The organism is Nocardia sp. 149-1B (assembly GCF_057747975.1).
This window is the reverse complement of sequence record NZ_CM173233.1, coordinates 1,195,349-1,220,636: the sequence shown is the minus strand read 5'-3', so window position 1 is coordinate 1,220,636 and position 25,288 is coordinate 1,195,349. Positions and strand designations below refer to the sequence as shown.

The following is a 25,288-nucleotide window of genomic DNA, read 5'->3' as shown; positions in this document are numbered from 1 at the left end:
TTGTGCGCATGTTCTCCAAGGTGCTGGTCGCCAACCGCGGCGAGATCGCGATCCGAGCGTTCCGGGCTGCGTACGAGGTCGGTGCACGCACGGTCGCGGTCTTCCCGTTCGAGGACCGGTGGTCCGAGCACCGCCTCAAGGCGGACGAGGCCTACGAGATCGGCGAGCGCGGGCACCCGGTGCGCGCCTACCTCGACCCCGAGGCGATCGTGGCGGTCGCGCTCCGTTCGGGCGCCGACGCGGTCTACCCCGGCTACGGCTTCCTCTCCGAGAACCCTGCCCTGGCCGAGGCCTGTGCGAACGCCGGCATCACGTTCATCGGCCCGACCGCCGAGGTGCTGACGCTCACCGGCAACAAGGCGCGCGCGATCGCCGCGGCCAAGGCCGCCGGCGTACCGACGCTGGCGAGCATCGAGCCGTCCACGGACGCCGACCACCTCGTCGAGTCCGCGTCGGCGCTCCCCTACCCGCTGTTCGTGAAGGCCGTCGCCGGTGGCGGCGGGCGCGGGATGCGGCGCGTCGACCGTCCCGAGGACCTGCGCGAGGCCGTCGAGACGTGCATGCGCGAGGCCGAGGGCGCGTTCGGCGACCCGACGGTGTTCATCGAGCAGGCCGTCGTCGACCCGCGCCACATCGAGGTCCAGATCCTCGCCGACGCCGAGGGCAACGTCATGCACCTCTTCGAGCGCGACTGCTCGGTGCAGCGCCGCCACCAGAAGGTCATCGAGATCGCGCCCGCGCCCAACCTCGACCCCGAGATCCGGGACCGGATGTGTGCCGACGCGGTGCGCTTCGCTCGCGAGATCGGCTACCGCAACGCCGGCACCGTGGAGTTCCTGCTCGACCCGCAGGGCAACTACGTGTTCATCGAGATGAACCCGCGCATCCAGGTCGAGCACACGGTGACCGAGGAGGTCACCGACGTCGACCTCGTCCAGTCCCAGCTGCGGATCGCGGCGGGAGAGACCCTGGCGGACCTCGGGCTCTCCCAGGAATCCGTGACCCTGCGCGGGGCCGCGCTGCAGTGCCGGATCACCACCGAGGACCCGGCCAACAACTTCCGGCCCGACACCGGCGTGATCACGACCTATCGCTCCCCGGGCGGCGGCGGCGTGCGCCTCGACGGCGGCACCGTCTACACCGGCGCCGAGGTCTCCGCGCACTTCGACTCGATGCTCGCCAAGCTGACCTGCCGGGGCCGCACGTTCGACAAGGCCGTCGAGAAGGCCCGCCGCGCGGTCGCGGAGTTCCGCATCCGCGGTGTCTCCACGAACATCCCCTTCCTCCAGGCGGTGCTCGCCGACCCGGACTTCGCCTCGGGGCACGTCACCACCTCCTTCATCGAGACCCACCCGCAGCTCATGCGGGCCCGTGGCACGGGCGATCGCGGCAGCAAGCTGCTCAGCTATCTCGCCGACGTCACCGTCAACCAGCCGTACGGCGCGGCCCCGGTCAGCATCGACCCGGCGACCAAGTTGCCGGAGGTCAACCTCGAGGTGCCCGCGCCCGACGGCAGCCGGCAGCTGCTGCTCGAGGTCGGCCCCGAGGAGTTCGCCCGACGGCTCCGGGCGCAGGACCAGGTCGCGGTCACCGACACGACGTTCCGCGACGCCCACCAGAGCCTGCTGGCCACCCGGGTCCGCACCCGCGACCTGTTGGCGGTGGCCGGCCACGTCGCGCGCACCACGCCGCAGCTGTGGTCGGTCGAGGCCTGGGGCGGCGCGACGTACGACGTCGCCCTGCGCTTCCTGGCCGAGGACCCGTGGGAGCGGCTGGCCGCGCTCCGGCAGGCGGTGCCGAACATCTGCCTGCAGATGCTGCTCCGGGGGCGCAACACCGTCGGCTACACGCCGTACCCCGCCGAGGTGACGCAGGCGTTCGTCGAGGAGGCCGCGGCGACCGGCATCGACGTGTTCCGCATCTTCGACGCGCTCAACGACGTCGAGCAGATGCGGCCCGCGATCGAGGCCGTCCGCTCCACCGGCACGGCCGTCGCCGAGGTGGCGCTCTGCTACACCGGCGACCTCTCGGACCCCGACGAGTCGCTGTACACGCTCGACTACTACCTCCAGCTCGCCGACCGGATCGTCGACGCCGGCGCCCACGTGCTCGCGATCAAGGACATGGCCGGCCTGCTGCGCGTGCCCGCGGCGCGCACGCTGGTGACCGCGCTCCGCGACCGCTTCGACCTGCCCGTGCACCTGCACACCCACGACACCCCCGGCGGCCAGCTCGCGACGCTGCTCGCGGCGATCGACGCGGGTGTCGACGCGGTCGACGCGGCCACCGCCTCGATGGCCGGCACCACCTCGCAGCCGCCGCTGTCGGCACTGGTCTCGGCCACCGACCACGGCCCCCGCGAGACCGGGCTGTCGCTCGCCGCGGTCTGCGCGCTCGAGCCCTACTGGGAGGCGACGCGTCGCGTCTACGCGCCGTTCGAGTCCGGACTGCCGTCGCCCACCGGGCGGGTCTACCGCCACGAGATCCCGGGCGGGCAGCTCTCCAACCTCCGCCAGCAGGCGATCGCGCTCGGCCTCGGCGAGAAGTTCGAGCAGATCGAGGACATGTACGCCGCGGCCAACGACATCCTCGGCAACATCGTCAAGGTCACCCCGTCCTCCAAGGTCGTCGGCGACCTCGCGCTGCACCTCGTCGCGGTGGGTGCCGACCCGCAGGAGTTCGCCGAGGACCCGGGCAAGTTCGACATCCCCGACTCGGTGATCGGCTTCCTCAGCGGCGAGCTCGGCGACCCGCCGGGCGGCTGGCCCGAGCCGTTCCGCACCAAGGCGCTGGCCGGCCGGTCCCACAAGCCGCCGGTCGAGGAGCTCACCGCCGAGCAGGCCGAGGCCCTCGCCGGCTCGAGCGACACGCGCCGCCGTACGCTCAACACGCTGCTGTTCCCCGGCCCGACCAAGGAGTTCACCGAGTCCCGCAACCGGTACGGCGACACCTCGGTGCTGCCGACGCTCGACTACCTCTACGGCCTGCGGCGCGGTGAGGAGCACGAGGTCGAGATCGACGAGGGCAAGACGCTGATCCTCGGGGTGCAGGCGATCACCGACCCCGACGAGCGCGGCTTCCGCACCGTGTTGACCACGATCAACGGTCAGCTCCGGCCGGTGAGCGTGCGCGACCGCAGCGTCGCGGCCGAGGTGGCCGCGGCCGAGAAGGCCGACACGTCCAAGCCGGGCCACGTCGCCGCGCCGTTCCAGGGCGTGGTCACGATCGTCGTCGAGGAGGGCCAGCAGATCGCGGCCGGCGACACCGTGGCCACGATCGAGGCGATGAAGATGGAGGCCTCGATCACCGCACCGGTCGCCGGCACCGTCGAGCGGCTGGCACTGGCGGGCACCCAGGCCGTCGAGGGCGGCGACCTGGTGCTCGTGCTGGCCTGAGGTCATCGACTCCTGGACCGCCGGCCACCCCTGGGCCGGCGGTGTCCCATCCACCTCCCACCAGGCACGCGGCGTGGACCAGACACCGCCCACCCGGATCACCCCTGGGCCAGCGGTGTCCCATCCACCGCCCACCCGGATCACCCCCGAGGCCGGGACCGGGCCGGTCTCACCCGACCGGCGTGACGATCACGTTGACGGCCCGTAGCGGGCCGGCTCCGGTGGCGGTGTACCGGTGCGGTACGTCGGCCGGCCAGGCGGCATGTCTCCCGGCCTCGAGGTCGAGCCGCTGGTCGGCGTACTCGACCCGGCAGCTGCCGGAGAGCACCACCAGCTGCTCGACGGCACCCGCCGCGTGGGCCGGTGAGTCCCGGGTGACGCCGGCGGCGACCCGGAGCAGGTAGACCTCGGAGGTCGAGTGCTCGTCGCGCTCGGTGTGCAGGAGCACGCCCTCGAATCCCTGGTCGGACGCGACCGCCCCCGTGCTGAAGTCGAGCAACGCAGCGAGGGGTACGCCGAGCGGCCCGGCGACGGCGTACAACGTGTCGAGCGTGGGGTTGCGGCGCCCGGACTCCAGCTCGGAGAGCGAGCCCTTGCCGATGCCGGCGGCCTCGGCCAACGCGGTGAGGGTGAGCCCGCGCTCCTGGCGCAACGCCCGGATCCGCGCGCCGGCGGCCGCTCCCGGTTCGCTCGACACCGCCACCTCCGCTACGGTTGCGTTCTATTTACAGAACCCACCGTAGCGGAGTCTGCCCGATGAGCCCCTCGACTCACCATGACAGCACGCCCATCGTCGCCGGGATCGTCACCGCGGTCGTCGGGTCGAGCAGCTCGTTCGTCGTGGTGCTGGCCGGTCTCGCCGCGGTCGGCGCGTCGCCGGCGGAGGCCGCGTCCGGGCTCTTGTCGGTCTTCGTGACCCAGGCGCTGGGCATGATCTGGCTGGCCGTGCGCCACCGCCGGCCGATCACGCTCGCGTGGTCGACACCGGGCGCCGCCCTGCTGGTCTCCACGGGCACGGTCGAGGGCGGCTGGGCCGCCGCAGTGGGAGCGTTCGTGGTGACCGCCGGGCTGATCCTGCTCACCGGCCTGGTCCCCTGGCTCGGCGAGCTGATCTCACACATCCCGACCTCGCTCGCCCGGGCGATGCTCGCCGGGGTGCTGCTGCCGATCTGCCTCGCCCCCGTGACCGGCCTGGCGAACTCGCCGTACCTCGTCGGGCCGGTGGTGCTGGCCTGGTTGCTCATGCACCCGGTCTCGCGGCGCTGGGCCGTGCCGGTGTCACTGCTCGTCGCGCTGGTCGTGGTCGTCGTCGACGCGGGCTCGTCCGTGGCCGCCGCCGACCTGGTCCCGACCCTCGCGTGGACGACGCCCACCTGGACGCTGCCCGCGATGGTGAGCATCGCCGTCCCCCTGTTCATCGTGACGATGGCGTCCCAGAACGTCCCGGGGGTCGCGATCACCGCGAGCTTCGGCTACGAGGTGCCCTGGCGGGAGACGATGACGGTCACCGGGCTGGGGACCCTGGTCGGTGCACCGTTTGGCGGACACGCGATCAACCTGGCCGCGATCACCGCCGCGCTCGCCGCCGGGCCGGCCGCGGGCCCGGACCGGTCCCGCCGCTGGATCGCCTGCGTCAGCGCGTCCTGCACCTACCTGGTGCTCGCGCTGGCCTCCGGCGCACTCGCCGCCCTGGTCTCCGCGGGGCCCGGCGACGTGATCGAGGCCGCCGCCGGGTTGGCGCTCCTCGGCACGCTGGGTGCCGCGCTCTCCGGCGCGCTCGACGACGAGCACGGCCGCGAGGCCGCGGTGGTCTGCTTCCTCGTCGCCGCCTCCGGCATCACGGTGCTCGGCGTCGGCGCGGCGTTCTGGGCACTCGTGGCCGGACTCCTGCTCCGGCCGGTCCTGGGCTGGGCCGGCCGCCGAGGATCGGCCTGACGACGCTGCCACGTCGTCAGGATCGGGATTCCTCGCGGCATTCTCGCGCGCAATCCTGCTGTGCCTGCGTGCATTGCGGAATCAACACGCTCATCGTCGTCGAAGGCGGCCGCGAGAATCACCGACGGGTCGACGTCTCGATTTCCGCAGCTCGACGAAAGAGCGCTATTGCCAGACCGTGAAAGTCGCGTCGCAGTCGAGGTCGACCGCCGGGGTGATGCCTTGCAGGTGGTAGATCGTCACTCCGCAGTCATCCTCGACGACCTCGTAGCGTTGATCGATGACGGCCCGCAGGGAATGGTCCGCGTCGATGTCCCAGGAGTCGATCGAGAGGGGGGCGACGATCCAGGTCGGAGCATCGGGGCCGCCGAGCACTCCTTCGAGCTCGGTGAGATCCGGGTCGAGCGTTCGCATGGGCAGGCTCCAGAGGTACTGGTACGGCGATGCGAGGCCGGACGCGAAGACGACGTCGGCGGATCCGTAGAGGCTGACGATCGTCTCGTCCGGATCGGCGACCTGCCGGATCGCCAGCCCGGCGTTGTAGGGGACGGCACTCACCTCTCCACTCAACCGGCTGTGCGTGAAGTCCCGCAGCGAACTCAGCGACGTCCAGCAGGTCGCCGCGACGAGCCCGACACACACGAGGCGGGGCCATCCGGCGAGAGCTGCTACGAGCCCGAGCGCCAGCGCAGCGTCGAAGACCAGTGGGATGAGGTAGGCGTGCCAGTAGCTGCCCCCGAGCACGATCCCGGCGACGTCGACCGCGAGGAGCGCGAGCAGCGCCGCGACCTCCACCGAGGCTCGGCGTACGAGCCAGGGCACGCACACGAGGTAGGCCGCGATGATCGGAGCGAGCCACGAGGTCGCCGCGAGCACCCAGAGTCCGTGGGCGCGCTGACTGGGCGCGGCGGTGTGCCCGGAGACGAGGACGTGGGAGGCGTCGGCACGGAACCCGATGACCTGGTACCACAGCGAGTCGAGCGAGGCGGGTGTCAGCAAGACCCACGCGACCATGCCGGCCACGGGAACGAGCGCGCCGAGCGCCGCATGCCCTGCGTAGCGGAACGCCTGGCCCGTCCCGATCCGCTCGGCCAGCAGCGAACCGAGCACGACGACCGCGCCGAAAGCGAACCCGCCAAGGAGGCTCTGCTTCATGCACACCGCGAGCATCGCGGTCAGCCCAGCACCGAAGCCGTACAGCCGGACCTGGAGCAGGCCGGCTCCCCGAGCCTGCATCGCCCGCAACGAGCACACCGCGCTGATGGCCACCAGCGCGGTGCCGAAGACCTCGCCCTTGCCCGTCCAGGCACTGAAGCCGGGGTTGGCCAGGAGCGCGACCAGCACCACCGTCGACAGCCGCGCCGCACGGCGACCCGACAGCTCCAGGCCGATCGCGTAGGCGGCCCACACGATGAGGGCGCCGGCGACAGCGGCGAAGACCCGGGCCCCGTAGTCGCCGGCTAGGTCGGCGAACAGCGCGTAGGCGCCCACGAGCACGGGTGATCGATCCACCCAGTAGGTCCCGTAGAGGCTGCCGCCCGTCGGCGCCACGGACCGACCGACCAGGGTGAACCCTGCCTCGTCGGGTGAGAGCGGCCAGATCAGTCCCGGAAAGCGCAGCAGGGTCGACACCGCGATGGCGGTGACCAGGAACCACGGCACGCCGCGCCGGCGGACGGGCGCCGAGACCGGGCTCCGGTCCTGGAGCTTCAGGCCGGCGCCCACGAGCGGGCTCACGCCACCAGGTCCGCGCTCCGGGTCCGTTCGACGACGCGAGATCTGAAGGCCCAGGTGGTGACCCGGCGGAACGACTCGAGCGCGATGCCTGCGCTCATCTTCGACTCGCCGCGAGTCCGGTCGACGAACGTGATCGGGACCTCGCGCACCGGCAGGCCCGCCCGCCAGACCCGCCACGCCATGTCGATCTGGAAGCAGTAGCCGAAGGACTCCACGGACTCGTGGTCGGCCGCCTCGAGGGCCCTCGCCGTGAAGAGCCGATAGCCCCCGGTCGCATCGCGCAACGGGATGCCGAGTGCCAGCCGGGCATACCGATTGCCCCACCTCGAGAGCAGGCGGCGAGACCAGGGCCAGTTGCGGACCTCTCCCCCGGGCACCCAGCGCGATCCCATCGCGAGCTCCGCGCCGTCCTCGATCGCGGCCACGAGGCGCCTCAGCTCCTCGGGCCGATGAGACCCGTCGGCATCCATCTCGCCGACCACGTCGTACCCGCGGGCGAGGGCCGTGGAGAAGCCGTGCACGTACGCCGCTCCCAGACCGGACTTCCCGGGACGATGCAGGACCGACACCCGGCCGTCGCGCTCCGCGATCGCGTCCGCGAGCCGACCGGTCCCGTCCGGCGAGTTGTCGTCGACGATGAAGACATCCACGTCCGGCTCGGCGGCTCGGAGCCGGGACACGAGCGGACCGATGTTCTCGACCTCGTTATAGGTCGGTACGACCATGACAATACGCACTTGGTGACTCCCCCGTGATGCTCACGCCCGAGATGGGACGTGCGACGTAAATCGATCCGAGCAACGACCACAATCAGGGTACAACCGGGAAAAAGTCAGTTGCCGGACGCCGGAATCCTCGCATTTCGGCATGATTCGCCAAACCCTTTGAGGGCGCCAGACAGCGAGGCGTCCGAGGCGACGCGACTCGTCCCGGACGACCGCCCTCGGGCACGCCTCTCGGCTCCGGTCGCGCAACGACCGCACGACACTCACCGGGTCAACGGACAGAGCCACTATCGTTGGCCCGGTCCGGGTCGGCCCGGACGCGCGGACGAGCACCGGCCTCCTCGTGCCGGTGGCTGCCTCGATTCGGAGGACCGGCGAACCCAGGAGGTGCTCCCGTGAGCGCGCACCGAGCCACGATGGCCGACGTCGCCCGACGCGCCGGCGTGTCCCCGAGCACCGTCTCGTTGGTGCTGAGCGGGCGGGGCCGCGAGCTGCGCATCTCCGAGGCTGTCGAGCAGCGAGTCCTCGAGGCTGCGGACGAGCTGAACTACCGCAGGAACATCCTCTCGGTGAGCCTGCGCACCGGCACCACCCGGACCATCGGCTTCGTCTCCGACACGGTCGCGACGTCGCGGCTCGCGGGCGACATGATCAAGGGCGCGCTCGAGGCAGCCCACGACCAGGGCGTGATGCTCTTCATCGGCGAGACCGAGGGCGACGCCGACCTCGAGAGCCAGCTGTTGCAGGCGATGCACGACCGTCAGGTGGACGGCCTGGTCTTCGCCTCGATGTTCACGCGGGCGATCGAGGTCCCGGCGGGGTTGCCGAGCCGACCCGCCGTGCTGCTCAACGCCGTCGCGACCTCCACCACCACGATCCCCTCCGTCCTTCCGGACGAGGTCGAAGCGGGCCGGGCGGTGGCGCGGATCCTGCTCGACGCAGGCCACCACGACGGCATCCACCTCATCGGAGCGGGTCCGCGAGCTCACGACGACCTCTCCGGGGGGCTGGCGGCCACGGAGCGGCTGACCGGCCTGCTCGAGGTGCTCGGGTCCGCCGGGGTCGAGATCGCCAGCGGGGCGATGATCGCCGACTGGCAGCCCGAGGCAGGGTACGACGCCACGTCGGAGCTGCTGGCCCGCGAGCGGCCGCGGGCCCTGGTCTGCCTCAACGACCGGCTGGCGTTCGGCGCTTACCAGGCACTGGCTCACCACGGCCTCACGGTGCCGACCGACGTCTCCGTCGTCTCCTTCGACGACCACCCGGTCGCGACCTGGATGCGTCCTGCGCTGACCACCGTGGCGCTCCCGCACTACGAACTGGGCAGAGCCGCCGTCGACCTCCTCTTCCGAGAGATCGACCGGCATCGCGACGGCGGTGCCCCGGTGGGCGGGATCACTCGGATACCGATGCCCGTTCGGGCCCGGGGCTCCGTCGCCGCGCCCCCGGCCTGAGAGCACTCCTCGCCGCGTCGCACCTCGCGGCGATCTCGGCCCGCGCGACCCTTGACCCACCGTATGGATGTCATTAGTTTACCTAGTGCTAATACGATTTAGCGCCGCCGTTGGCGAAGTCACGCCAGGCGGGCCCGTGCCGATGGCACAACCGCGCTCGCCCGCTGGGCGAGTAGAGGGAGACGGATGAACCGGTCGCGCCCAGAAGGAGCCGGACGGTACGTCGACGCGCGCTCGGCCCCAGGTGCCCGGGAGCCGTCCTTCGTGTGCGGTCCGCCAGAGGCCTCGAAAAGAACACGAAGGAGCATGCCCGAATGAACCAGCCACTGGCAGGACGCAGACTGAGGCGCATCGCGTCGCTGATCGCGTCCTTGTCTCTCGCCGCCGGCGCACTGTTCGCCACGCCGGCCGCGGGTGCTGATGATCCCGCGGTCAAGGAAGGGGCGATCGTCAAGGCCGACTCCGCTTCCCCGACCGGCTACACCGTGACGTTCGTCTACCACAACGAGACCGCCACTCAAGTGCGGCTCGGCGGAGACCTGACCCTGCTCGACCTCAACACCGGCAGCACGAGGTACCAGCCGGAGGCCTGGCAACCCGGCCGGTACCACGCGGGCGGCGTCGAGTTCCTCCGGGACATGACCAAGGACGCGAGCGGCTACTGGTCGGTCTCGATCCCCATGCACGCAGGCGCCCTGAGCTACTGGTACCGCGTCTGGGACCCGACCAAGGGCTGGGAGAACAAGCGCATCTGGGATCCCGCATCGACCGCCCCGCGGCCTCCGGGCGACGCGTCCTTCCGGGTGCGGAACAACGACGTCCTGGGCGCCGCCTACGTGCCCTACTCGGAGAAGCAGAACGACCCCGTCCTCAAGGCCCGCGCCGCCTACGAGCTGCCGGTGGCAGACCCGGCACAGCGGGGCAGCGTCCGCTACATCCCCTACACCAACGTGCTGGGCGGCACCGGCGGCTACCTCGGCGTGTACCTGCCTCCGGGCTACGACCCGCGGCGCACCGAGCCCTACAAGGTCGTCTACCTCGCCCACGGGATCTTCGGTGACGAGACGGACTTCATGGTTCCCGGCAGCGTCCCGAACATCCTGGACAACATGATCGCCAAGGGCGAGATCGAGCCGACCGTCGCGATCACCATGGGGAACCACTTCACGGGCACCGGACTCGGCTTCAGCACCTACAACCAGACCAACGCGGCCACCAACCTGGTGCAGGACATCCTCCCGTTGATCGAGCGGACCTACAACGTGTCGCGCGAGCAGGAAGGCCGGGCGTACGCCGGCTTCTCGTACGGCGGGATGACCGGTGGGGTGGTCATCAAGACCTACCCGAGCGTGTTCGGCTACTACGGTCACTTCTCCGGCAACCCCACCCTGACCGCGGAGGACTTCGACAGCATCGCGGCCGTCAACGGCGAGGACGACCTGTCGGTGTTCCTGGGCAATGGCATGTTCGAGGGGACCCTCGACGCCCAGAACGCCATCGCGGCCAACTACCGCTCGCGGGGCATCCCCGCCGCGACGGCACAGGTGCCCGGTGCCCACGACATGATGACGGGCGGAGAGCTGTTCACGATCTTCGCCCGTGACTACCTGTGGGCCCACAGCGGTTCCGACAACGGTGGCATCACCAGCGCCGGCCAGCTGCGCGACCTCGTGAGTGGCGAGATCCTGTCCGGCACGGCCGAGCTCGTGGGCGGCAGGCTGCAGATGGAGATCGCCTGCCCCGAGATCGCGGCGCCGGAGGCGTGCAAGGTGAGCCTGCAGGGACTCGTCGGGGGCGAGTTCTCGAAGGCGGCCACGGTGCGCCAGGTCGTCTCCCTCGATGCCGGAGAGGCACGCACGGTGGCGATCCGGGTCAAGCAGAAGTACCTGTCCCGCTTCGAGACCGCGAAGCAGGTGTTCGTCAAGACCACCGTCGGCGTCGGCCAGGTGCGGGTGACCGTGCGCGAGCCGATCACCCTCGCGGGTTGATCCGCTAGCTCGGCTCCGGCTCGGAGCACGGCGGCCTCCTCGCTCCGGCGAGGGGGCCGCCGTCTCGTGGGCGGTGACGACCCTCGCTCAGGTCGGCGGCGCCTGCGTCCGCAGGGCGTGCAGGCGCAGGGCGACCTGCAGCTGCAGGGCGGTGTCCGGTGCGCGCCAGTCCTGCCCGAGCACCGTCTCGACCCGGTCGAGACGCTTGAGGAGCGTGTTCATGTGGACGTGGAGGGCCCGGGCGGTGCGCGTCAGGTTGCCGGCGTGCTGGAAGTACGCCGAGAGCGTCTCGACGAGCTGGGTCGATCGCCGCTGGTCGTAGTGCAGCAACGGCTCGATCGTGCCCGCCAGGAACTCGTCGAGGTCATGGGTCCGCTCGGAGTCGAAGAGCAGCACGAACATCGCGTACTGGTCGGCGGTCGCGCCCTGGTCGACGACGCCGAGGGACAGCATCAGGCCACAGCACCTGCTCGCCCGGTCGAACGCACGTCCCCAGCTGTCGTCGTCGACCCGCTCGGCGACGACCCGGACCGGCTCTCCGAGCTCGCGGCGAAGCCGGCCGTGCACGGTCCGTGCCGTGTCCGCGGCGTCCGCGGCACCGACCAGGAGCGTCGCCCGGCCCAGGTGCTCGCCGGCCAGTCCCCCGAGCTCGCTCGCGAGTCCGTGCAGCCTGCGGCCCACCTCGGCCGCGGACCTGGTCGCGGACTCGGCGACCACCAGGACGTCGAGCGCTGAGATGTCGATCCCGCGCGCCAGCGCCCTGGCCCGTTGCGTCGGCCCGACCGGTGGCGCCGACACGAGGAGCTCGGTCAGCAGCTCGCCGCTGACCCGCTCCTCCGCCGCCGCGACCGCGGTCTCCTTGAGCACCAGGAGGCCCATGATCTGGGCGGCGCGCTCGAGCGTGCGGATGTCCACTTGTGTCGGCTCGTGGGTGCGGGTCAGCAGCAACGCTCCCAGGTGGGTGTCGCCCGCCTGGACGGTGGCCGCGCTGTGCCAGAGCCCGGTGCTGTCGGTCGTCGTCGCCCAGCGGCCCGACTGACGCGCCTGCTCGACGGCGTCGGGAGAGGGCCGTCGCGACGGTTGCTCCGGCTCGCCGCCCGGGCTGCTGGTCGCGATCACCGACCCGGTGCGGTCGAACACGGTGACCGCGCCCATCAGGTGCTCGACCAGCAGCCGGGCGATCTCCTGCGCCCCGCCGCCCGTGAGGACCACGTGGGTCAGCGACTCGTGGACCGACTGGGCGCGCTCCATCGCCGCGACCTGCCGCTCGATGGTCTCGTACGCCGTCTGCAGCTGCTTGAGGGCAGAGCGGCTCTCGTCGTACAGACGCGCGTTGTTGAGCGCCACGGCCGCGTGGTCGGCGAACGCGCTGAGCAGCGCGACCTCGTCGTGCTCGAACGGCCGCTCCGTGCGGTCGGCCGCGAACAGCACGCCGACCACCTCCTCGCCGACGAGCAGGGGGACACCGAGCAGCGCCACCATGCCCTCGGGCAGCACGAGGTCGTCGAAGGTCTCGTCGTGCGGGACGTCCTTGGTCTCGAGGTAGTTGCTCACCCACGCGGGCGCACCGGTGGCGATCACGCGGCCGCCCACCCCGGTGCCGGACGGCACGCGCGCGGCACCGAAGGCCGGCGAGATCGTGCCCTCCGAGGCCTTCAGCATCAGCTCGCCGTTCGCCCCGAGCAGGGACAGGTAGGTGAAGTCCGTCCCGATCAGCTCGTGGGCCTGCCGCACGATCGAGTCGAGCACCGCATCGATCTCACCGAGCGCCGTCAGGGAGCGGGCGGTCGCGTACAGCGAGCTCAGCTCGCGCTCCCGCCGGATGCGGTACGACGCGAGGTCGGGGCTGGCGGTGCGGTAGGGGTCGAGCTCGGTCATCGCGGCGCCGATCACGGAGAGGGTAGGAATGATGTCCACGAGTATGGCCGAAACAGTGGAGAGATCTTCTCTCTGCGCTGTGGCCCCCGACACCTAGGTTTCCGGAGGTGAGCATGTGGCACGCGCCACATGGACCCCTCGTCCCAGGAGCTGTCGATGTCAACGTCCCACCTCTCCACCTCGCGCGGAACCTCGGCTCTCCGTCGCTCACCCGGGCGCCGGCGCGCCTCCCTGATCCTCCGGATGGCCGCCGCAACGGTCGGCCTCGCTCTGGCAGCCACCGCCTGCGGGAGCGACGCGTCCTCGGACGGCGGCTCCCCCAGCAGCGGCGGCGGCGGCCTCGACGGCAAGACGGTCGACTTCGTCGGGTACGGCAACGACAACCCCTGGGGCGCCCACTTCAACACGGTCTTCACCGACAAGCTCGAGGGCCAGGGCGTCAAGGTCGTCGACCTCACCACGATGGACCCGGGCACGGCGGTGACGAACTTCAACCAGGCGATCTCCAACAAGCCCGACCTGATCGTGGCCGCCCTCCTCGACACGTCCTCGATGGTCGTGCCGATCGAGAAGGCCAAGCAGGCCGGCATCCCGGTCCTGATCTTCGACGGGCGCCCCGACCCCTCCGTCGACGGCGACGTGATGCAGGTGCTCTCCGACAACGAGGCACTCGGCCTCGCCGCCGCCCAGAACCTGGTCGAGGGTCTCCAGGCGCAGGGCAAGGACTCCGGAAGCGTCATCGTGATCACCGGCACCAAGTCCGGGTTCGCCTCGCAGGACCGGATGAAGTCCTTCGACACGGCGATGGCGGAGCACCCCGAGTACAAGGTGCTCGACGTCCAGGACGGCAACTGGGACCCCGCGCTGACCGGGAAGATCGCGACCCAGCTCTTCGCCAAGTACGGCTGCTCCGGCGTGGACGGCGCGTACGGGATGGCCGACTACCAAGCGCTCGCCATCATCGCCTCGGCCAAGCAGGCCGGTTGCGCGGTGGGCGGCAAGGACGGCCTCGTGGTCACCAGCAGCAACTGCTTCAAGGCCGGCATCGACGCCATCAAGGCCGGCACCCTCTACGGCACCGCCACCGAGGACCCGGGGACGATCGCGGAGCAGACCGCGGACTACGTGGCCCGGTTCTTCAAGGGTGAGGAGCCGCCGCAGAAGGAGACGGTCAAGGAGGAGCGGGTCACCGCGAAGAACGTCGACCAGTTCGCAGCGCAGTGCAGCAACGCATGATCGCGACGGGTCCGGACACGCGGACGGGCGACCAGCTCGTCCGCGTGGACGGGCTCGTCAAGAGCTACGGCAGCACCCGCGCGGTGCGCGGCGCGTCCTTCAGCATCGCGCCCGGCGAGATCCACGCCCTCTGCGGTCACAACGGCGCCGGCAAGAGCACGGTCGTCAAGATGCTGTCCGGGCAGGAGGCACCCGACGCCGGAGCGATCCGCATCGGCGACCGGACCGCCGACCTGCGGACCCGGCAGGTCGCCCAGCGCCACGGGATCGCGCTGGTCGACCAGGAGCTGAGCGTCGTACCCGCACTGACCGTGGCCGAGAACCTGATGCTCGGAGACGTGCGGACGCCGTGGCTCAACCGCCGCCGCGGCTCCGCCGCCCGCTTCCGCGCACTGCTCGACGACGTGGGTCTCGACCACGTCGGCCTCCAGCAGCCGCTCTCCGACCTCGGCATCGGCGAGCGGCAGCTGGTCGAGATCGCGCGGGCGCTGGGCCAGGAGGCGCAGCTGGTGATCCTCGACGAGCCGACCGCCACCCTCAGCGACGTGGAGAGCCGGCACGTGTACGCCTCGGTCCGCAAGGTCGCCGCGGCCGGCCGCGCCGTGCTGTTCGTGTCCCACCGTCTCGGTGAGGTCCTCGACCTGTGCGACAACGTCACCGTGATGCGCGACGGCGAGGTCGTGGCCACCACGCCCGCCGCCGAGCTGACCATCGACACGCTCATCGAGCAGATGCTCGGCGAGGCGCCCCACCGCTCCGCCAGGGACACCGGCAGCGGCGCAGCCGGGCCCGTGGTGCTGTCCGTGCGGGGGCTGTCGGTGGCCGACCGCGTCCACGACTTCTCGATGTCGCTGCAGGCAGGCCGGGTCCACGCCCTCGCCGGGCAGCTCGGATCAGGTACGTCGGAGGTGCTCCGCGCGATCGCCGGCCTGGTCCCGGCAGCCACCTCGAGGCTCGAGGTCGACGGTGTCGCGGTCCGTCCCGGGCACCCGATGTCCGCGGTCCGGGCCGGCATCGCGTTCGTCTCCAACGACCGCAAGGCCGAGGGCCTGTTCCTGGACAAGCCGGTCAGCTGGAACCTGATGGCGACCCGGATGCCCGCGGTGACGCGCTGGGGCGTGCTCAGCGGCAGGCTCTGGACGACCACGCTGGCTCGCCTGGTCGAGCTCTGCGGCCTCGACGCCGACCGGGCCGGCCACGACGTCGGCTCGCTGAGCGGCGGCAACCAGCAGAAGGTCTTCGTCGGCCGGTGCCTCGCACGCGACGACGTGCGGGTGCTCCTGCTCGACGAGCCCACCCGGGGCGTCGACGTCGGCGGCCGGGCGGCGATCCACGCCCTGCTGCGCGACGCGGCGGACAGCGGGATGGCTGTGCTCTTCAGCTCCACGGAGCTCGAGGAGCTGCTGGACCTGGCCGACGAGGTGGTCACCATGCACAAGGGCGTCGTGGTGGAGCGGCATCGCGGCCGGCTGTCGGGGGCGACGCTCCTGCGGGAGATGACCCACGGCGCACCGGACCCGGCACCCGAGGCCCGGTCGGCGTACCAGGGAGCATCGTCGTGAGCGCCGTGACCGCCCCGACCCGGACGGCCGGCCCCCACCGGGCCCGGCCCCCGGCCGGCCCCGACCGGGCCATCGCCGCCCTCGTGGTCCTCGCCGTGCTCGCCGTCGTCGTGGTCGGTCTCTCGACGCACCGCTTCGCGACGCTGGCGAACGCGAAGGCCATCATCACCTCGGCCAGCCTCGTCGGCATCGCGGCCCTCGGGCTGACGCTGATCATGATCGGCGGCGCCGCGGTCTCCCTCGCGATCTCCCAGACCGTCGCGGCGACCGGCATGGTCTTCCTCTCCGCGCAGTCCCTCGGCCTGGCCCCGGCTCTCGTGCTCGCGATCGCCGCCGGAGCCCTGATCACCGGCGCCCAAGGGGTGGTGGTGGGGTACGCCGCCGCCAACCCCGTGGTGCTGACGATCGCGGCGAGCTTCGCCATCGCCGGCGTGGCCACCGGGGTCACCGACGGCGTGTCGGTCTCGCCGTCGGGAACGGCGTACGACCACCTGAACGCGACACCCGGCGGCCTCGCCCTGAGCGTCTACGTCCTGGTGGTGCTGACCCTCGCGGTCGAGTGGGTCCTGCGGCGCACCGGGTTCGGCCGGTCGCTCTACCTGGTCGGCGAGAACCGCACCGCGGCCCGCGCCGCGGGCATGCCCGTGGGCCGCACCACGACCGCGGCCTGGATCGGTGCCGGGGCGCTGTTCGCCACGACCGCGGCCTTCACCGCCGCGTTCAACACCTCCGCGAACGTGAACCTCGGCGGGACCCTCACCTTCGACGCCATCGCGGCGGTCCTCGCCGGGGGCACCCCGATCTCGGGTGGACGCGGCTCCGCGCTGCGCACGCTCGCGGGCGCGCTGCTGATCGCGGCCGTCTCGGACATCCTGCTGCTCCGCGGCTACTCGACCGGCGTCCAGGTGCTGGTGAAGGGGCTCATCGTGCTGGCCGTCGTCGTCCTGGTCCACCTGCGCTCCCGACGGAGGCACCCATGAGAGCCCGCCAGCTCGCACGTCCCGAGGCCCTGCTGCCGCTCACCGCGGCGGGCGTGACCGTCGTCGCGTTCCTGCTCGTGCCGACCTACACCGACACGACGCTGCAGTCCTTCGACGTCTACAACGCGCTGCAGATCTTCGCTCGGCTCGGCCTGATCGCCCTGGCGCTGGGCCTGACGATGATCGCCGGCGAGTTCGACCTGTCGGTGGTCGGGACCTACGCGCTCGGCGGGATGCTCACCGTCCAGGCCGGCCAGGGGCACGCGGCGTACGGCCTGCTCGCCGCCGTCGGCGCGGGCGCCGCGATCGGATTGGCGCAGGGCTGGCTCATCGCAGGCCTGAAGCTCCCCTCCATGCCCGTCACCCTCGCGACCTACATCGCGCTGCTCGGGCTGACCAGCGCCCTGTCCGGAGGGCTGACCAAGACGTACTCGAACGTCGAGGTCACGCTCTGGGTCGACCAGACGGTGCTGACGTACTTCTCTCCGCGGAGCCTGATCACCCTCGGCCTGTTCGTGCTCGCGGCCATCGTGCTGGCAGGCACGCGGTGGGGGCGCGAGCTCCGGGCGGTCGGCGCCGACCGCCGCGCGAGCCGGGTCGCCGGGGTCCGGGTCAACCGGCTCATCGTCGGCACGTTCGTCGCCTCCGGTGCGCTGGCCGCGCTCGGCGGGTCCCTGCTCAGCTTCAGCCTCGGCTCCGCCAACCCCGACCCGGGCGTCCAGCCGCTGATCCTCGCGGCGGCGGCCGCGCTGCTGGGCGGGGTCTCGCTCGCCGGTGGTCGCGGCACCCCGCTCGGCCTGCTCGGGGGCATGATCGCGGTGGCGCTGCTCGCGGAGATCGCGACGGTGGCCGCGCTCCCGACGTACGTCGCCCAGCTGTTCTACGCGCACCTGCTCGCCATCATCGTCGTCGTCGACGCCCCCGACCTGCACAACGCCATCGTCCGACTCCGCACCGGCCTCCGCTCGAGGAGCGTCGGACACCCAGCGGCCCACGCGAGCCAGGAGGCATCGTGACCCACCCCTCCCTGATCTTCTCCGACCTCCGGTTCCCGGAGGGAGCTCGGTGGCACGAGGACCGGCTCTGGTTCTCCGACATGCACACCGGTCAGGTCTTCAGGTCCAACCCTCCGGCCCGGACGCTCGAAGAGGTGGCGGTGGTCGACGACCAGCCGTCCGGCCTGGGCTGGCTGCCGGACGGCTCGCTGCTGATCAGCTGCATGCTCGGGCGCACGGTACGTCGGGTCGGACCGGACGGCACGGCGGTCGAGTTCGCCGACCTCGCCCCGCTGACGGACGCGCCCATCAACGACCTCGTCACCCGGGCGGACGGCACGACGTACCTCGGCGGGTTCGGGTACGACCTCTACGCCGACGCGCCGCAGCGTCCGGGCCCGATCTTCCGGATCGACCCGGACGGCACCCCGCGACTCGTCGAGGAGGACATGGTCTTCCCCAACGGATCCGTCGTGCTGCCCGGCACCTCGACCCTCGTCGTCGCGGAGACGTGGGCGGCCCGGCTGACGGCGTTCGACATCGACGACCGGGGCGACCTGGTGGGCAAGCGGGTCTGGGCAGAGCTGCCCGAGGGCTCCACGCCGGACGGGATCTGCGCGGATGCAGCCGGTGGCGTGTGGGTGTCGTCCATCTCCACGTCCCGGTTCTACCGCGTGGAGGCCGGCGGCCGGATCACCCAGACGATCGACGTGGACGGCCGCTGCGCCACCGACTGCGTGCTGGGCGGACCAGGCGGCACCACGCTGTTCCTGCTCACCTCCAACAGCTGGCAGCCCTCCGAGACCACCGGCCGGCAGGGCCGGATCGAGGCCGTCGAGGTCGCGGTGCCGGGGCCGCAGCAGTGAGAGGAACACGCCCCCTGCGCGGCCTGATGCAGGACCGGCCGCTGACCATTCCCACCCTCCTGTCGCGCGCCGAGACGAGCTTCGGCCACAAGCGGATCGTCACCAACGGCACCGAGGAGACCAGCAGCACCTGGGCCGAGGTGGCCCCCCGGGTGCGGCGGCTCGCCCACGCGCTCGACGACCTGGGCGTCCCTGCGGGTGCGTGCGTCGGCACGTTCGCGTGGAACAGCCAGCGCCACGTCGAGCTCTACGTGGCGATCCCGAGCTCGGGGCGCGTCCTGCACACCGTGAACCACCGGCTGTACCGCGAGCAGATCACGTTCATCGTCAACGACGCCGCCGACGACGTGCTGTTCGTCGACCGCACGATCCTGCCCGTGGTGTGGCCGCTGATCGAGGCCTGCCCGACGGTGCGCCACGTGATCGTGATGGACGACGGTGGCGAGATGCCGTTGCCGGCCGACCCTCGCGTCCTCGACTACGAGCAGCTCCTGGCGGGGCAGGCCGACCGGCCGCTCACCACGGTGGTGGAGGACGAGGACTCCGCCGCGGCGCTCTGCTACACCTCCGGCACGACCGGTCATCCCAAGGGCGTCCTCTACAGCCACCGGTCCGTGGTCCTGCACAGCCTGCTCCTCCTCGCCGCCGACGTGTTCGCACTGAGCGAGCACGACGTGGTGGCACCGATCGTGCCGATGTTCCACGTCAACGCGTGGGGTCTGCCGTACGCCGCGATGCAGTGCGGGGCGGACCTCGTGCTCCCGGGCCCGGCGACCTCGCCCGAGCAGCTCGTCGCGCTGCTCGCGCGCCACCGCGTGACGTTCAGCGCCGCGGTCGCGACGGTGTGGCGGGACCTGCTGCCCGCGGTCGACGGCCACGACCTCAGCAGCCTGAGGCAGGTCGTCTGCGGTGGAGGCGCCGTCGACGACGCACTCTCGCGCCGGTACGAGACGACGGTGGGCATCCCGCTGACCAACGCCTGGGGCATGACCGAGACGAGCCCGGTGGTCACGAGCGCGCGGATCGCGACGGTCCACCGGGGCGTGACGGGCGACGCCCGCCGGCACCTGCTCGGCACGCCCGGACCCGCCGTACCCCTCACCGAGATCCGCGTCGTGTCCGACGACGGGGTCGAGCAGCCCCGGGACGGGCGATCGCCCGGTGAGCTCCAGGTCGCCGGAGCGACGATCGCGAGCGCGTACTTCGGCGCCGACCGCGGAGCCGACTCGTTCACCGCCGACGGGTGGCTGCGCACCGGGGACGTCGCGACCATCGACCAGTGGGGCTACCTGCGGATCGTCGACCGCACCAAGGACCTCGTGAAGTCCGGCGGCGAGTGGATCTCCTCGGTCGAGCTGGAGAACACGATCATGTCCGATCCCCGGGTCAAGGAGGCCGCGGTGGTCGGCATCGCCGACCCGCGGTGGGGCGAGCGTCCCGTCGCCTGCGTGGTGCCCTCGCCCGGCGTCGTGCTGACCGCCGACGACGTCCGGGAGTTCCTTCGCGACCGGGTGGCGTCATGGTGGATCCCGGAGCGGGTGGAGCTGATGAGCGAGATCCCGAAGACCGCCACCGGCAAGTGGTCGAAGCAGAGCCTGCGCCAGCGACTCGTCGACCAACCGTCAGAGCCCAGATGAGCCCGAGAGGACCAGCCATGCCCATCGAACCCCGCCTGATCGTGACCGGCCACAGCCCCGAGGGGGACGCCGTCTTCGTCGAGGACCGCGTCCCCGACGCGGTGCGTGTGCCGGTGCTGCCGGGGTCGGACTTCTACCTGTTGTGGGGTACGCCGGACGGGGGCGCCGTCGTCGGCGAGCAGCACGCGGCCCCGGTGCTGCGACCGTACTTCCCGGGGGTCGGGGGAAGCCGGGCCCTCTTCCTGCGATGGGCGCCGCACTCGGAGACACCCGAGCCGGTCGGGGCCTCGCCGATGACCGCCGAGGAGGTCGCCCAGGAGACCGATGAGAAGCTGCCGGGCCTGGTCGCGGTGTTCGAGGACGGTGGGGACGGCATGCACACGACCGACACCGTCGACTACGCCATCTGCCTCGAGGGCGAGCTGTGCCTGACGCTCGACAACGACGCCGAGGTCACGCTGACACCCGGCACCTGCGTTGTGCAGCTCGGGACCCGGCACGCCTGGCACAACCGCAGCGACCGGCCGGCCCTGATGTGCTACGTCCAGATCGGAGCGGTCCGGGCCGGCTGAGCGGCCGGCCCGGACCTCGACCACGTGCCCCGCTCGAGGTCCGGGCGCGGCGCGGGGTCATCGTTCACGCTCCGCCCCACCGTCAGGCGCGGCGCGCACCAGGCCGGTCTGGTAGGCGATGACGACGAGCTGCGCGCGGTCGCGCGCGTGCAGCTTGGTCATCGCCCGCTGGACGTGAGCGCGCACGGTGAACGGGCTGAGGAACATCCGTTCGGCGATCTCCTGGTTGGAGAGGCCCATGGCGACCAGGCCGACCATCTCGCGCTCGCGGGGCGTGAGCGCGTCGAGCTCGTCCGGGCGGTGCGACGGGGTGTCCTCGGGCGCCGCCAGGAAGCGAGCGACCAGCGACCGGGTCGCGGCGGGTGAGAGCAGGGTGTCACCGGCAGCGATCGTGCGGACGGCGTCGAGGAGGTCGTCGGCGCCGATGCCCTTGCTGATGAAGCCGCCGGCGCCCGCGCGCAGCGCCTGGGCGACGTACTCGTCGGTCTCGTAGGTGGTGAGGATCAGGATCCGCGTCTCCGCCAGATCGGGGTCGGCCCCGATCTCCCGCGTCGCCGTGAGGCCGTCGACCTCGGGCATCCGGATGTCCATCACGACGACGTCCGGGCGCAGCTCCCGGGTGAGACGCACCGCCTCACCGCCGTCAGCGGCCTCACCGACCACGGTGATGTCGTCGGCGGTCTCGAGGAGCGTCCGGAAGGCCTGGCGCAGCAGGGCCTGGTCGTCGGCGAGCAGCACGCGCACGATCACGCGACCACCCCTGCCGCGTCCGTGACCGGTGGGAACGGCAGGTGCGCCGTGACGAGGAAGCCGCCGTCCACGCCCGGGCCCGCGACCAGGTCTCCCCCGACGGCCGCGGCGCGTTCGCGCATCCCGATCAGCCCGTGGCCGCCGGCGCCGGCGGACCTGGCCCCCGGCGTACGGACGACGGCGCCGTCATCGGCGACGGTCAGCGTCAACCGGTCCCGCCCCCACGCGAGGCAGAGCGCGGCGTGATCGGTGCTGGCGTGCTTGGTCACGTTGGTCAGCGCCTCCTGGATGATGCGGTAGGCCGTGAGGTCCACGGCCGGGGGCAGCCGACGAGGCGCACCCTCCTGGCGCAGCATCACCTCCAGGCCCGCGCGCCGGAACGACTCCAGCAGCGTGAGGAGTCGGGACAGCTCCGGGGCGGGCTCACCGGGCGGGTCGGCGTCGTCCGGCTGACGCAGCAACCCCACGGTCGCCCGCAGGTCGTCGAGCGCACCCCTCGTGGTCGCGACCAGCTCGTCCAGGCTCTCGCGCGCCCGGGCCGGGCGGTCGTCGAGCAGACGGGCGGCGACCATCGCCTGCGCGTTGGCGAGCGTGATCTGGTGCGCCACGAGGTCGTGCAGCTCCCGCGCGATGCGCACCCGCTCCTCGGCCACCCGTCGCCGGGCCTCGCTGTCACGGCTCTCCTCGGCCCGCTGCGCACGCTCCTCCACGGCCGCCAGGTAGGCCCGCCGGTTCTGCGTGGAGCGTCCCAGGACGCCCGCGACCAGTGGGAACGCCGCAACCACCCCGAGCCTCGTCCCGTCCTGCCAGGACAGGTCGCCGAACAGGGCGGTCGAGACGACGAGCAGCCCCGCCGACCCGAGCAGGACGGTCGACCCCGTGCGGCCCTCGACCCGCAGGGCCAGCGCGTACGCCGCGACCACGGCCGGCGCCACGATCAGCGGGGTGAGCAGGAGGCCCAGCGGCGCGACCAACATGCCGCACGCCGTCGTGGCCGCCACCGCGACCAGCGGCGCCCGGTGGCGCATCGGGAGCACCGCGCACGAGACCACGGCGATCGCGTAGGCGGACGCCGGAGGCCACGACAGCGTGTCGTCGAGCCGCATCGCGCCACCGCAGAGGCAGAGCACGAACGCTGTGGCCAGGACCGCGCCCTCCCGCCACCGCATGTCACGCGGTCGCGGGAGGGCGTCAGCTCTGCTCATGTTGACCGCGGCTAGCAGACCGGCTGTCGCTGGGCCGCGACGTCCTCGTCGGTCGCGGCGACAGGGACGCGCCTGCGCAGCGCCTCGCCCTCGACGTCGACGTTCGGCAACACACGCTGCAGGATACGAGGCATCCACCAAGCCCGGTCGCCGAGAAGCGCCATCACCGCGGGCGCGAGGGCCATCCGGACCACGAACGCGTCGAACACGACCGCGGAGGCGAGTCCGACCCCCATCGTCTGGATGGTCGACATCTGTATCCCGATGAAGCCCGCGAACACGCTGGTCATGATGATCGCCGCGGCGGCCACGACCCGCCCGCTGTACCGGAACCCGCTGACGATCGCCTCCTCCGGTGTCGCGCCCTGGACGTGGGCCTCGCGCATCCGGGTGAAGAGGAAGACCTCGTAGTCCATGGCGAGGCCGAACACGATGCCGATGACGAGGATCGGCATCAGCGACATGACCGGACCGGTCTGCTCGATCCCGATCAGGTCGGCACCCCAGCCCCACTGGAAGACGACGACGAGGACTCCGAAGGCGGCACCCACCGAGAGCAGGAAGCCGAGCGCCGCCTTGATCGGGACGAGGATCGAGCGGAAGACCACCATCAGCAGGAGCACCGCCAGCCCGATCACCAAGGTCAGGTACGGCAGGAGTGCGTCCGACATCGCCTCGGAGATGTCGATGTTGAGTGCGGTGGTGCCGGTCACCGAGATGTCGGCCCCGGTCTCGGCCTCGACCCGCGCCGCCGCGCCCCGGATGTCCCCCACGAGGTCCTTGGTCGCCGCGGTGTTCGGCGCGGTCTGCGGGACCGCGGTGATGATCGCGGTGTCGCCCGCCTCGTTCACGATGGGCTCCCCGACCGAGGCGATGCCGTCGGTGTCGCGGAGCGTCGCGACGACCACGTCCGTGGCGGCCACGTGGTCCGCCGCTCCCGCCATGTCCACGACCACGGTCAGGGGACCGTTGAAGCCGGGGCCGAACCCCTCGGACAGCAGGTCGTAGGCACGGCGCTGGGTGGTCTCCACCGACTTCGACTCGTCGCCGGGCAGCCCCAGCTCCAGACCGAGGGCCGGCAGGGCGACCGCACCGAGACCGAGCCCGGCGACCACGAGCACCGCGACCGGCCGGCGCAGCACGAACCGCGCCCAGCGCGTGCCGAGACCGGTCCGTTCGGCCACAGCGGGGACGGGGTGCGGGGCGTCCAGTCCCGCCCGGGCGGCCCTGCGGGCCGAGCGGGGCAGCACCCGTTGGCCGAGGAATCCGAGCAGGGCGGGCACCAGGGTCAGCGCCACGAGGACCGCGACGGCCACCGCGCCGGCGCCACCCAGGCCCATCTTGGTGAGCTCGGGGATCCCGACCACCCCCAAGCCGGCCAGGGCGATCACCACGGTGGTGCCCGCGAAGACCACCGCCGATCCGGCGGTGCCGACCGCCCGACCCGCGGCGTCCTCGGGATCGCCGACCTGCATGAGCTCGTCACGGAACCGGGTGGTGATGAACAGCGCGTAGTCGATGCCGACCGCGAGGCCCAGCATCAGGGCCAGGATCGCGACCGTGGACGTGAGACCCAGGGGGTCGGCGAGCGCGGACACCACGCCGAAGGTGATGGCCACACCCAGGAACGCGGTGACGAGCGGCAGGCCGGCCGCCACCAGCGACCCGAGGGTGAGGACCAGCACCACCGCGGCGACGGCCACGCCGACCATCTCCGTCGTACCTCCCAGCGACTCCTCGGCGTCGAGGGCAGATCCCCCGATCTCGACGGTCAGCCCGGTGTCCCGGGCATCGTCGGCTGCGTGCTCGAGGGCACTCTTGGCGGACTCGGAGAGGTCGGCGGCCGCGACGTCGTAAGTGATCGTCGCGTAGGCGATCGTGCCGTCCTCGCTGACCGCACCGTCCTCGAACGGGTCGCCGACCGACGCCACCTGGCCGCTGTCAGTGAGCTGGTCCAGGGCCTGCTCGACGGCCGCCCGGTTGCCGCCGGCCGTCACCTGCTGTCCCTCCGGGGCCTGGAACACCAGCCGCGCGTCAGCACCCTGGGCGTTGGCCTGCGGGAACCGCTGATCGAGCAGGTCGAAGGCCTGCTGCGACTCGGTGCCGGGCATCGCGAGGTCCTCGTCCTGCGCCGAGGGCGCGAGCGCCGCGGCGAGGACGGCGAGCACTGCCGCGCTCAGCCACAGGCCGAGCACGACCCGACGACGCCGGAAGGCCCATCGTCCGATCCGATAGAGAACTGTTGCCATGGTCGGTCACTCCAGACGCGCCGGGTACAAGGAAGTGCGCGAGGTCCCGCGCATCTCCCACCCTGGTCGCCGGGGCCGTGGTGGGGCATCGTGCTGGGCGATCGTCTGTGGCTGGTCCACCCGG

General features: G+C 71.9%; 18 protein-coding genes. 11 read left to right on the top strand and 7 right to left on the bottom strand.

Annotation, left to right across the window (positions count from 1 at the left end; translation table 11 throughout):
• Positions 1-8: 8 nt before the first annotated feature.
• Positions 9-3,395, top strand: coding sequence for a pyruvate carboxylase (locus tag AC3ANS_RS05815; protein ID WP_488295220.1), 3,387 nt, complete (start codon positions 9-11; stop codon positions 3,393-3,395).
• Between the two features lie 169 nt (positions 3,396-3,564).
• Here AC3ANS_RS05815 and AC3ANS_RS05810 read toward each other — a convergent pair whose 3' ends face one another.
• Positions 3,565-4,092, bottom strand: a complete 528-nt coding sequence (locus tag AC3ANS_RS05810; RefSeq protein ID WP_488295219.1) for a helix-turn-helix domain-containing protein — start codon at positions 4,090-4,092, stop codon at positions 3,565-3,567.
• A 59-nt stretch (positions 4,093-4,151) separates the two neighbouring features.
• Between AC3ANS_RS05810 and AC3ANS_RS05805 the strand changes: the two genes are divergently transcribed.
• Positions 4,152-5,330, top strand: a complete 1,179-nt coding sequence (locus AC3ANS_RS05805; protein WP_488295218.1) for a benzoate/H(+) symporter BenE family transporter — start codon at positions 4,152-4,154, stop codon at positions 5,328-5,330.
• A gap of 165 nt (positions 5,331-5,495) precedes the next feature.
• On the opposite strand, the gene AC3ANS_RS05800 is transcribed toward AC3ANS_RS05805, so the two are convergent.
• Together AC3ANS_RS05800 and AC3ANS_RS05795 are read right to left on the bottom strand one after the other, a co-directional pair.
• Positions 5,496-7,067, bottom strand: a complete 1,572-nt coding sequence (locus AC3ANS_RS05800; RefSeq protein ID WP_488295217.1) for an ArnT family glycosyltransferase — start codon at positions 7,065-7,067, stop codon at positions 5,496-5,498.
• Entirely contained in the window at positions 7,064-7,792 is a 729-nt protein-coding gene (locus AC3ANS_RS05795) for a polyprenol monophosphomannose synthase (RefSeq protein ID WP_488296435.1), read from the bottom strand. The genes AC3ANS_RS05800 and AC3ANS_RS05795 overlap by 4 nt, the downstream gene beginning before the upstream one ends.
• Positions 7,793-8,187: 395 nt before the next feature.
• Here AC3ANS_RS05795 and AC3ANS_RS05790 point away from each other — a divergent pair, with 395 nt between their 5' ends.
• Both AC3ANS_RS05790 and AC3ANS_RS05785 read left to right on the top strand, forming a co-directional pair.
• Positions 8,188-9,246, top strand: coding sequence for a LacI family DNA-binding transcriptional regulator (locus AC3ANS_RS05790; protein ID WP_488295216.1), 1,059 nt, complete (start codon positions 8,188-8,190; stop codon positions 9,244-9,246).
• Between the two features lie 314 nt (positions 9,247-9,560).
• Positions 9,561-11,234, top strand: a complete 1,674-nt coding sequence (locus AC3ANS_RS05785; protein ID WP_488295215.1) for an alpha/beta hydrolase — start codon at positions 9,561-9,563, stop codon at positions 11,232-11,234.
• An 87-nt stretch (positions 11,235-11,321) separates the two neighbouring features.
• Here AC3ANS_RS05785 and AC3ANS_RS05780 read toward each other — a convergent pair whose 3' ends face one another.
• Entirely contained in the window at positions 11,322-13,151 is a 1,830-nt protein-coding gene (locus AC3ANS_RS05780) for a helix-turn-helix domain-containing protein (RefSeq protein WP_488295214.1), read from the bottom strand.
• A gap of 117 nt (positions 13,152-13,268) precedes the next feature.
• Between AC3ANS_RS05780 and AC3ANS_RS05775 the strand changes: the two genes are divergently transcribed.
• Genes AC3ANS_RS05775 through AC3ANS_RS05745 form a run of 7 tightly spaced genes read left to right on the top strand, consistent with a single transcriptional unit; the run spans position 13,269 to position 20,960 of the window.
• A complete protein-coding gene (locus AC3ANS_RS05775) occupies positions 13,269-14,348 on the top strand; it encodes a sugar ABC transporter substrate-binding protein (protein WP_488295213.1) in 1,080 nt (359 codons plus the stop codon).
• A complete protein-coding gene (locus AC3ANS_RS05770; protein ID WP_488295212.1) occupies positions 14,345-15,910 on the top strand; it encodes a sugar ABC transporter ATP-binding protein in 1,566 nt (521 codons plus the stop codon). Before AC3ANS_RS05775 ends, AC3ANS_RS05770 begins: the two co-directional genes overlap by 4 nt.
• The gene (locus AC3ANS_RS05765) at positions 15,907-16,890 is read left to right on the top strand and encodes an ABC transporter permease (RefSeq protein WP_488295211.1); all 984 of its coding nucleotides are present in this window, start codon (positions 15,907-15,909) and stop codon (positions 16,888-16,890) included. Before AC3ANS_RS05770 ends, AC3ANS_RS05765 begins: the two co-directional genes overlap by 4 nt.
• The gene (locus AC3ANS_RS05760; protein ID WP_488295210.1) at positions 16,887-17,906 is read left to right on the top strand and encodes an ABC transporter permease; all 1,020 of its coding nucleotides are present in this window, start codon (positions 16,887-16,889) and stop codon (positions 17,904-17,906) included. The genes AC3ANS_RS05765 and AC3ANS_RS05760 overlap by 4 nt, the downstream gene beginning before the upstream one ends.
• Entirely contained in the window at positions 17,903-18,751 is an 849-nt protein-coding gene (locus AC3ANS_RS05755) for an SMP-30/gluconolactonase/LRE family protein (protein ID WP_488295209.1), read from the top strand. The genes AC3ANS_RS05760 and AC3ANS_RS05755 overlap by 4 nt, the downstream gene beginning before the upstream one ends.
• Entirely contained in the window at positions 18,748-20,388 is a 1,641-nt protein-coding gene (locus tag AC3ANS_RS05750; protein ID WP_488295208.1) for a long-chain fatty acid--CoA ligase, read from the top strand. The genes AC3ANS_RS05755 and AC3ANS_RS05750 overlap by 4 nt, the downstream gene beginning before the upstream one ends.
• A 17-nt stretch (positions 20,389-20,405) precedes the next feature.
• Positions 20,406-20,960, top strand: coding sequence for a cupin domain-containing protein (locus tag AC3ANS_RS05745; protein ID WP_488295207.1), 555 nt, complete (start codon positions 20,406-20,408; stop codon positions 20,958-20,960).
• 57 nt (positions 20,961-21,017) lie between these two features.
• Here the strand turns inward: AC3ANS_RS05745 and AC3ANS_RS05740 are convergent, their stop codons facing one another.
• From AC3ANS_RS05740 to AC3ANS_RS05730, 3 genes are read right to left on the bottom strand one after another with little or no spacing between them, the layout of a single operon-like run.
• Positions 21,018-21,710 (bottom strand): response regulator transcription factor, encoded by a 693-nt coding sequence (locus AC3ANS_RS05740; protein ID WP_488295206.1) that lies wholly within the window; start codon positions 21,708-21,710, stop codon positions 21,018-21,020.
• On the bottom strand, positions 21,707-22,915 hold the full coding sequence (locus AC3ANS_RS05735) for a sensor histidine kinase (protein WP_488295205.1): 1,209 nt from the start codon (positions 22,913-22,915) through the stop codon (positions 21,707-21,709). Before AC3ANS_RS05735 ends, AC3ANS_RS05740 begins: the two co-directional genes overlap by 4 nt.
• Positions 22,916-22,926: 11 nt before the next feature.
• Positions 22,927-25,164 carry an MMPL family transporter gene (locus AC3ANS_RS05730; RefSeq protein WP_488295204.1) on the bottom strand — a complete coding sequence of 746 codons (2,238 nt, stop codon included), beginning with the start codon at positions 25,162-25,164 and terminating at the stop codon, positions 22,927-22,929.
• Positions 25,165-25,288: the final 124 nt, after the last annotated feature.

What these genes read in the sequence shown, in the direction of transcription:
- AC3ANS_RS05815 (WP_488295220.1), top strand. Translation starts at nt 9, where the DNA reads ATGTTCTCCAAGGTGCTGGTCGCCAACCGCGGCGAGATCGCGATCCGA.
- AC3ANS_RS05805 (WP_488295218.1), top strand. Translation starts at nt 4,152, where the DNA reads ATGAGCCCCTCGACTCACCATGACAGCACGCCCATCGTCGCCGGGATC.
- AC3ANS_RS05795 (WP_488296435.1), bottom strand. Translation starts at nt 7,792, where the DNA reads ATGGTCGTACCGACCTATAACGAGGTCGAGAACATCGGTCCGCTCGTG.
- AC3ANS_RS05785 (WP_488295215.1), top strand. Translation starts at nt 9,561, where the DNA reads ATGAACCAGCCACTGGCAGGACGCAGACTGAGGCGCATCGCGTCGCTG.
- AC3ANS_RS05775 (WP_488295213.1), top strand. Translation starts at nt 13,269, where the DNA reads ATGTCAACGTCCCACCTCTCCACCTCGCGCGGAACCTCGGCTCTCCGT.
- AC3ANS_RS05770 (WP_488295212.1), top strand. Translation starts at nt 14,345, where the DNA reads ATGATCGCGACGGGTCCGGACACGCGGACGGGCGACCAGCTCGTCCGC.
- AC3ANS_RS05760 (WP_488295210.1), top strand. Translation starts at nt 16,887, where the DNA reads ATGAGAGCCCGCCAGCTCGCACGTCCCGAGGCCCTGCTGCCGCTCACC.
- AC3ANS_RS05745 (WP_488295207.1), top strand. Translation starts at nt 20,406, where the DNA reads ATGCCCATCGAACCCCGCCTGATCGTGACCGGCCACAGCCCCGAGGGG.
- AC3ANS_RS05735 (WP_488295205.1), bottom strand. Translation starts at nt 22,915, where the DNA reads ATGAGCAGAGCTGACGCCCTCCCGCGACCGCGTGACATGCGGTGGCGG.
- AC3ANS_RS05730 (WP_488295204.1), bottom strand. Translation starts at nt 25,164, where the DNA reads ATGGCAACAGTTCTCTATCGGATCGGACGATGGGCCTTCCGGCGTCGT.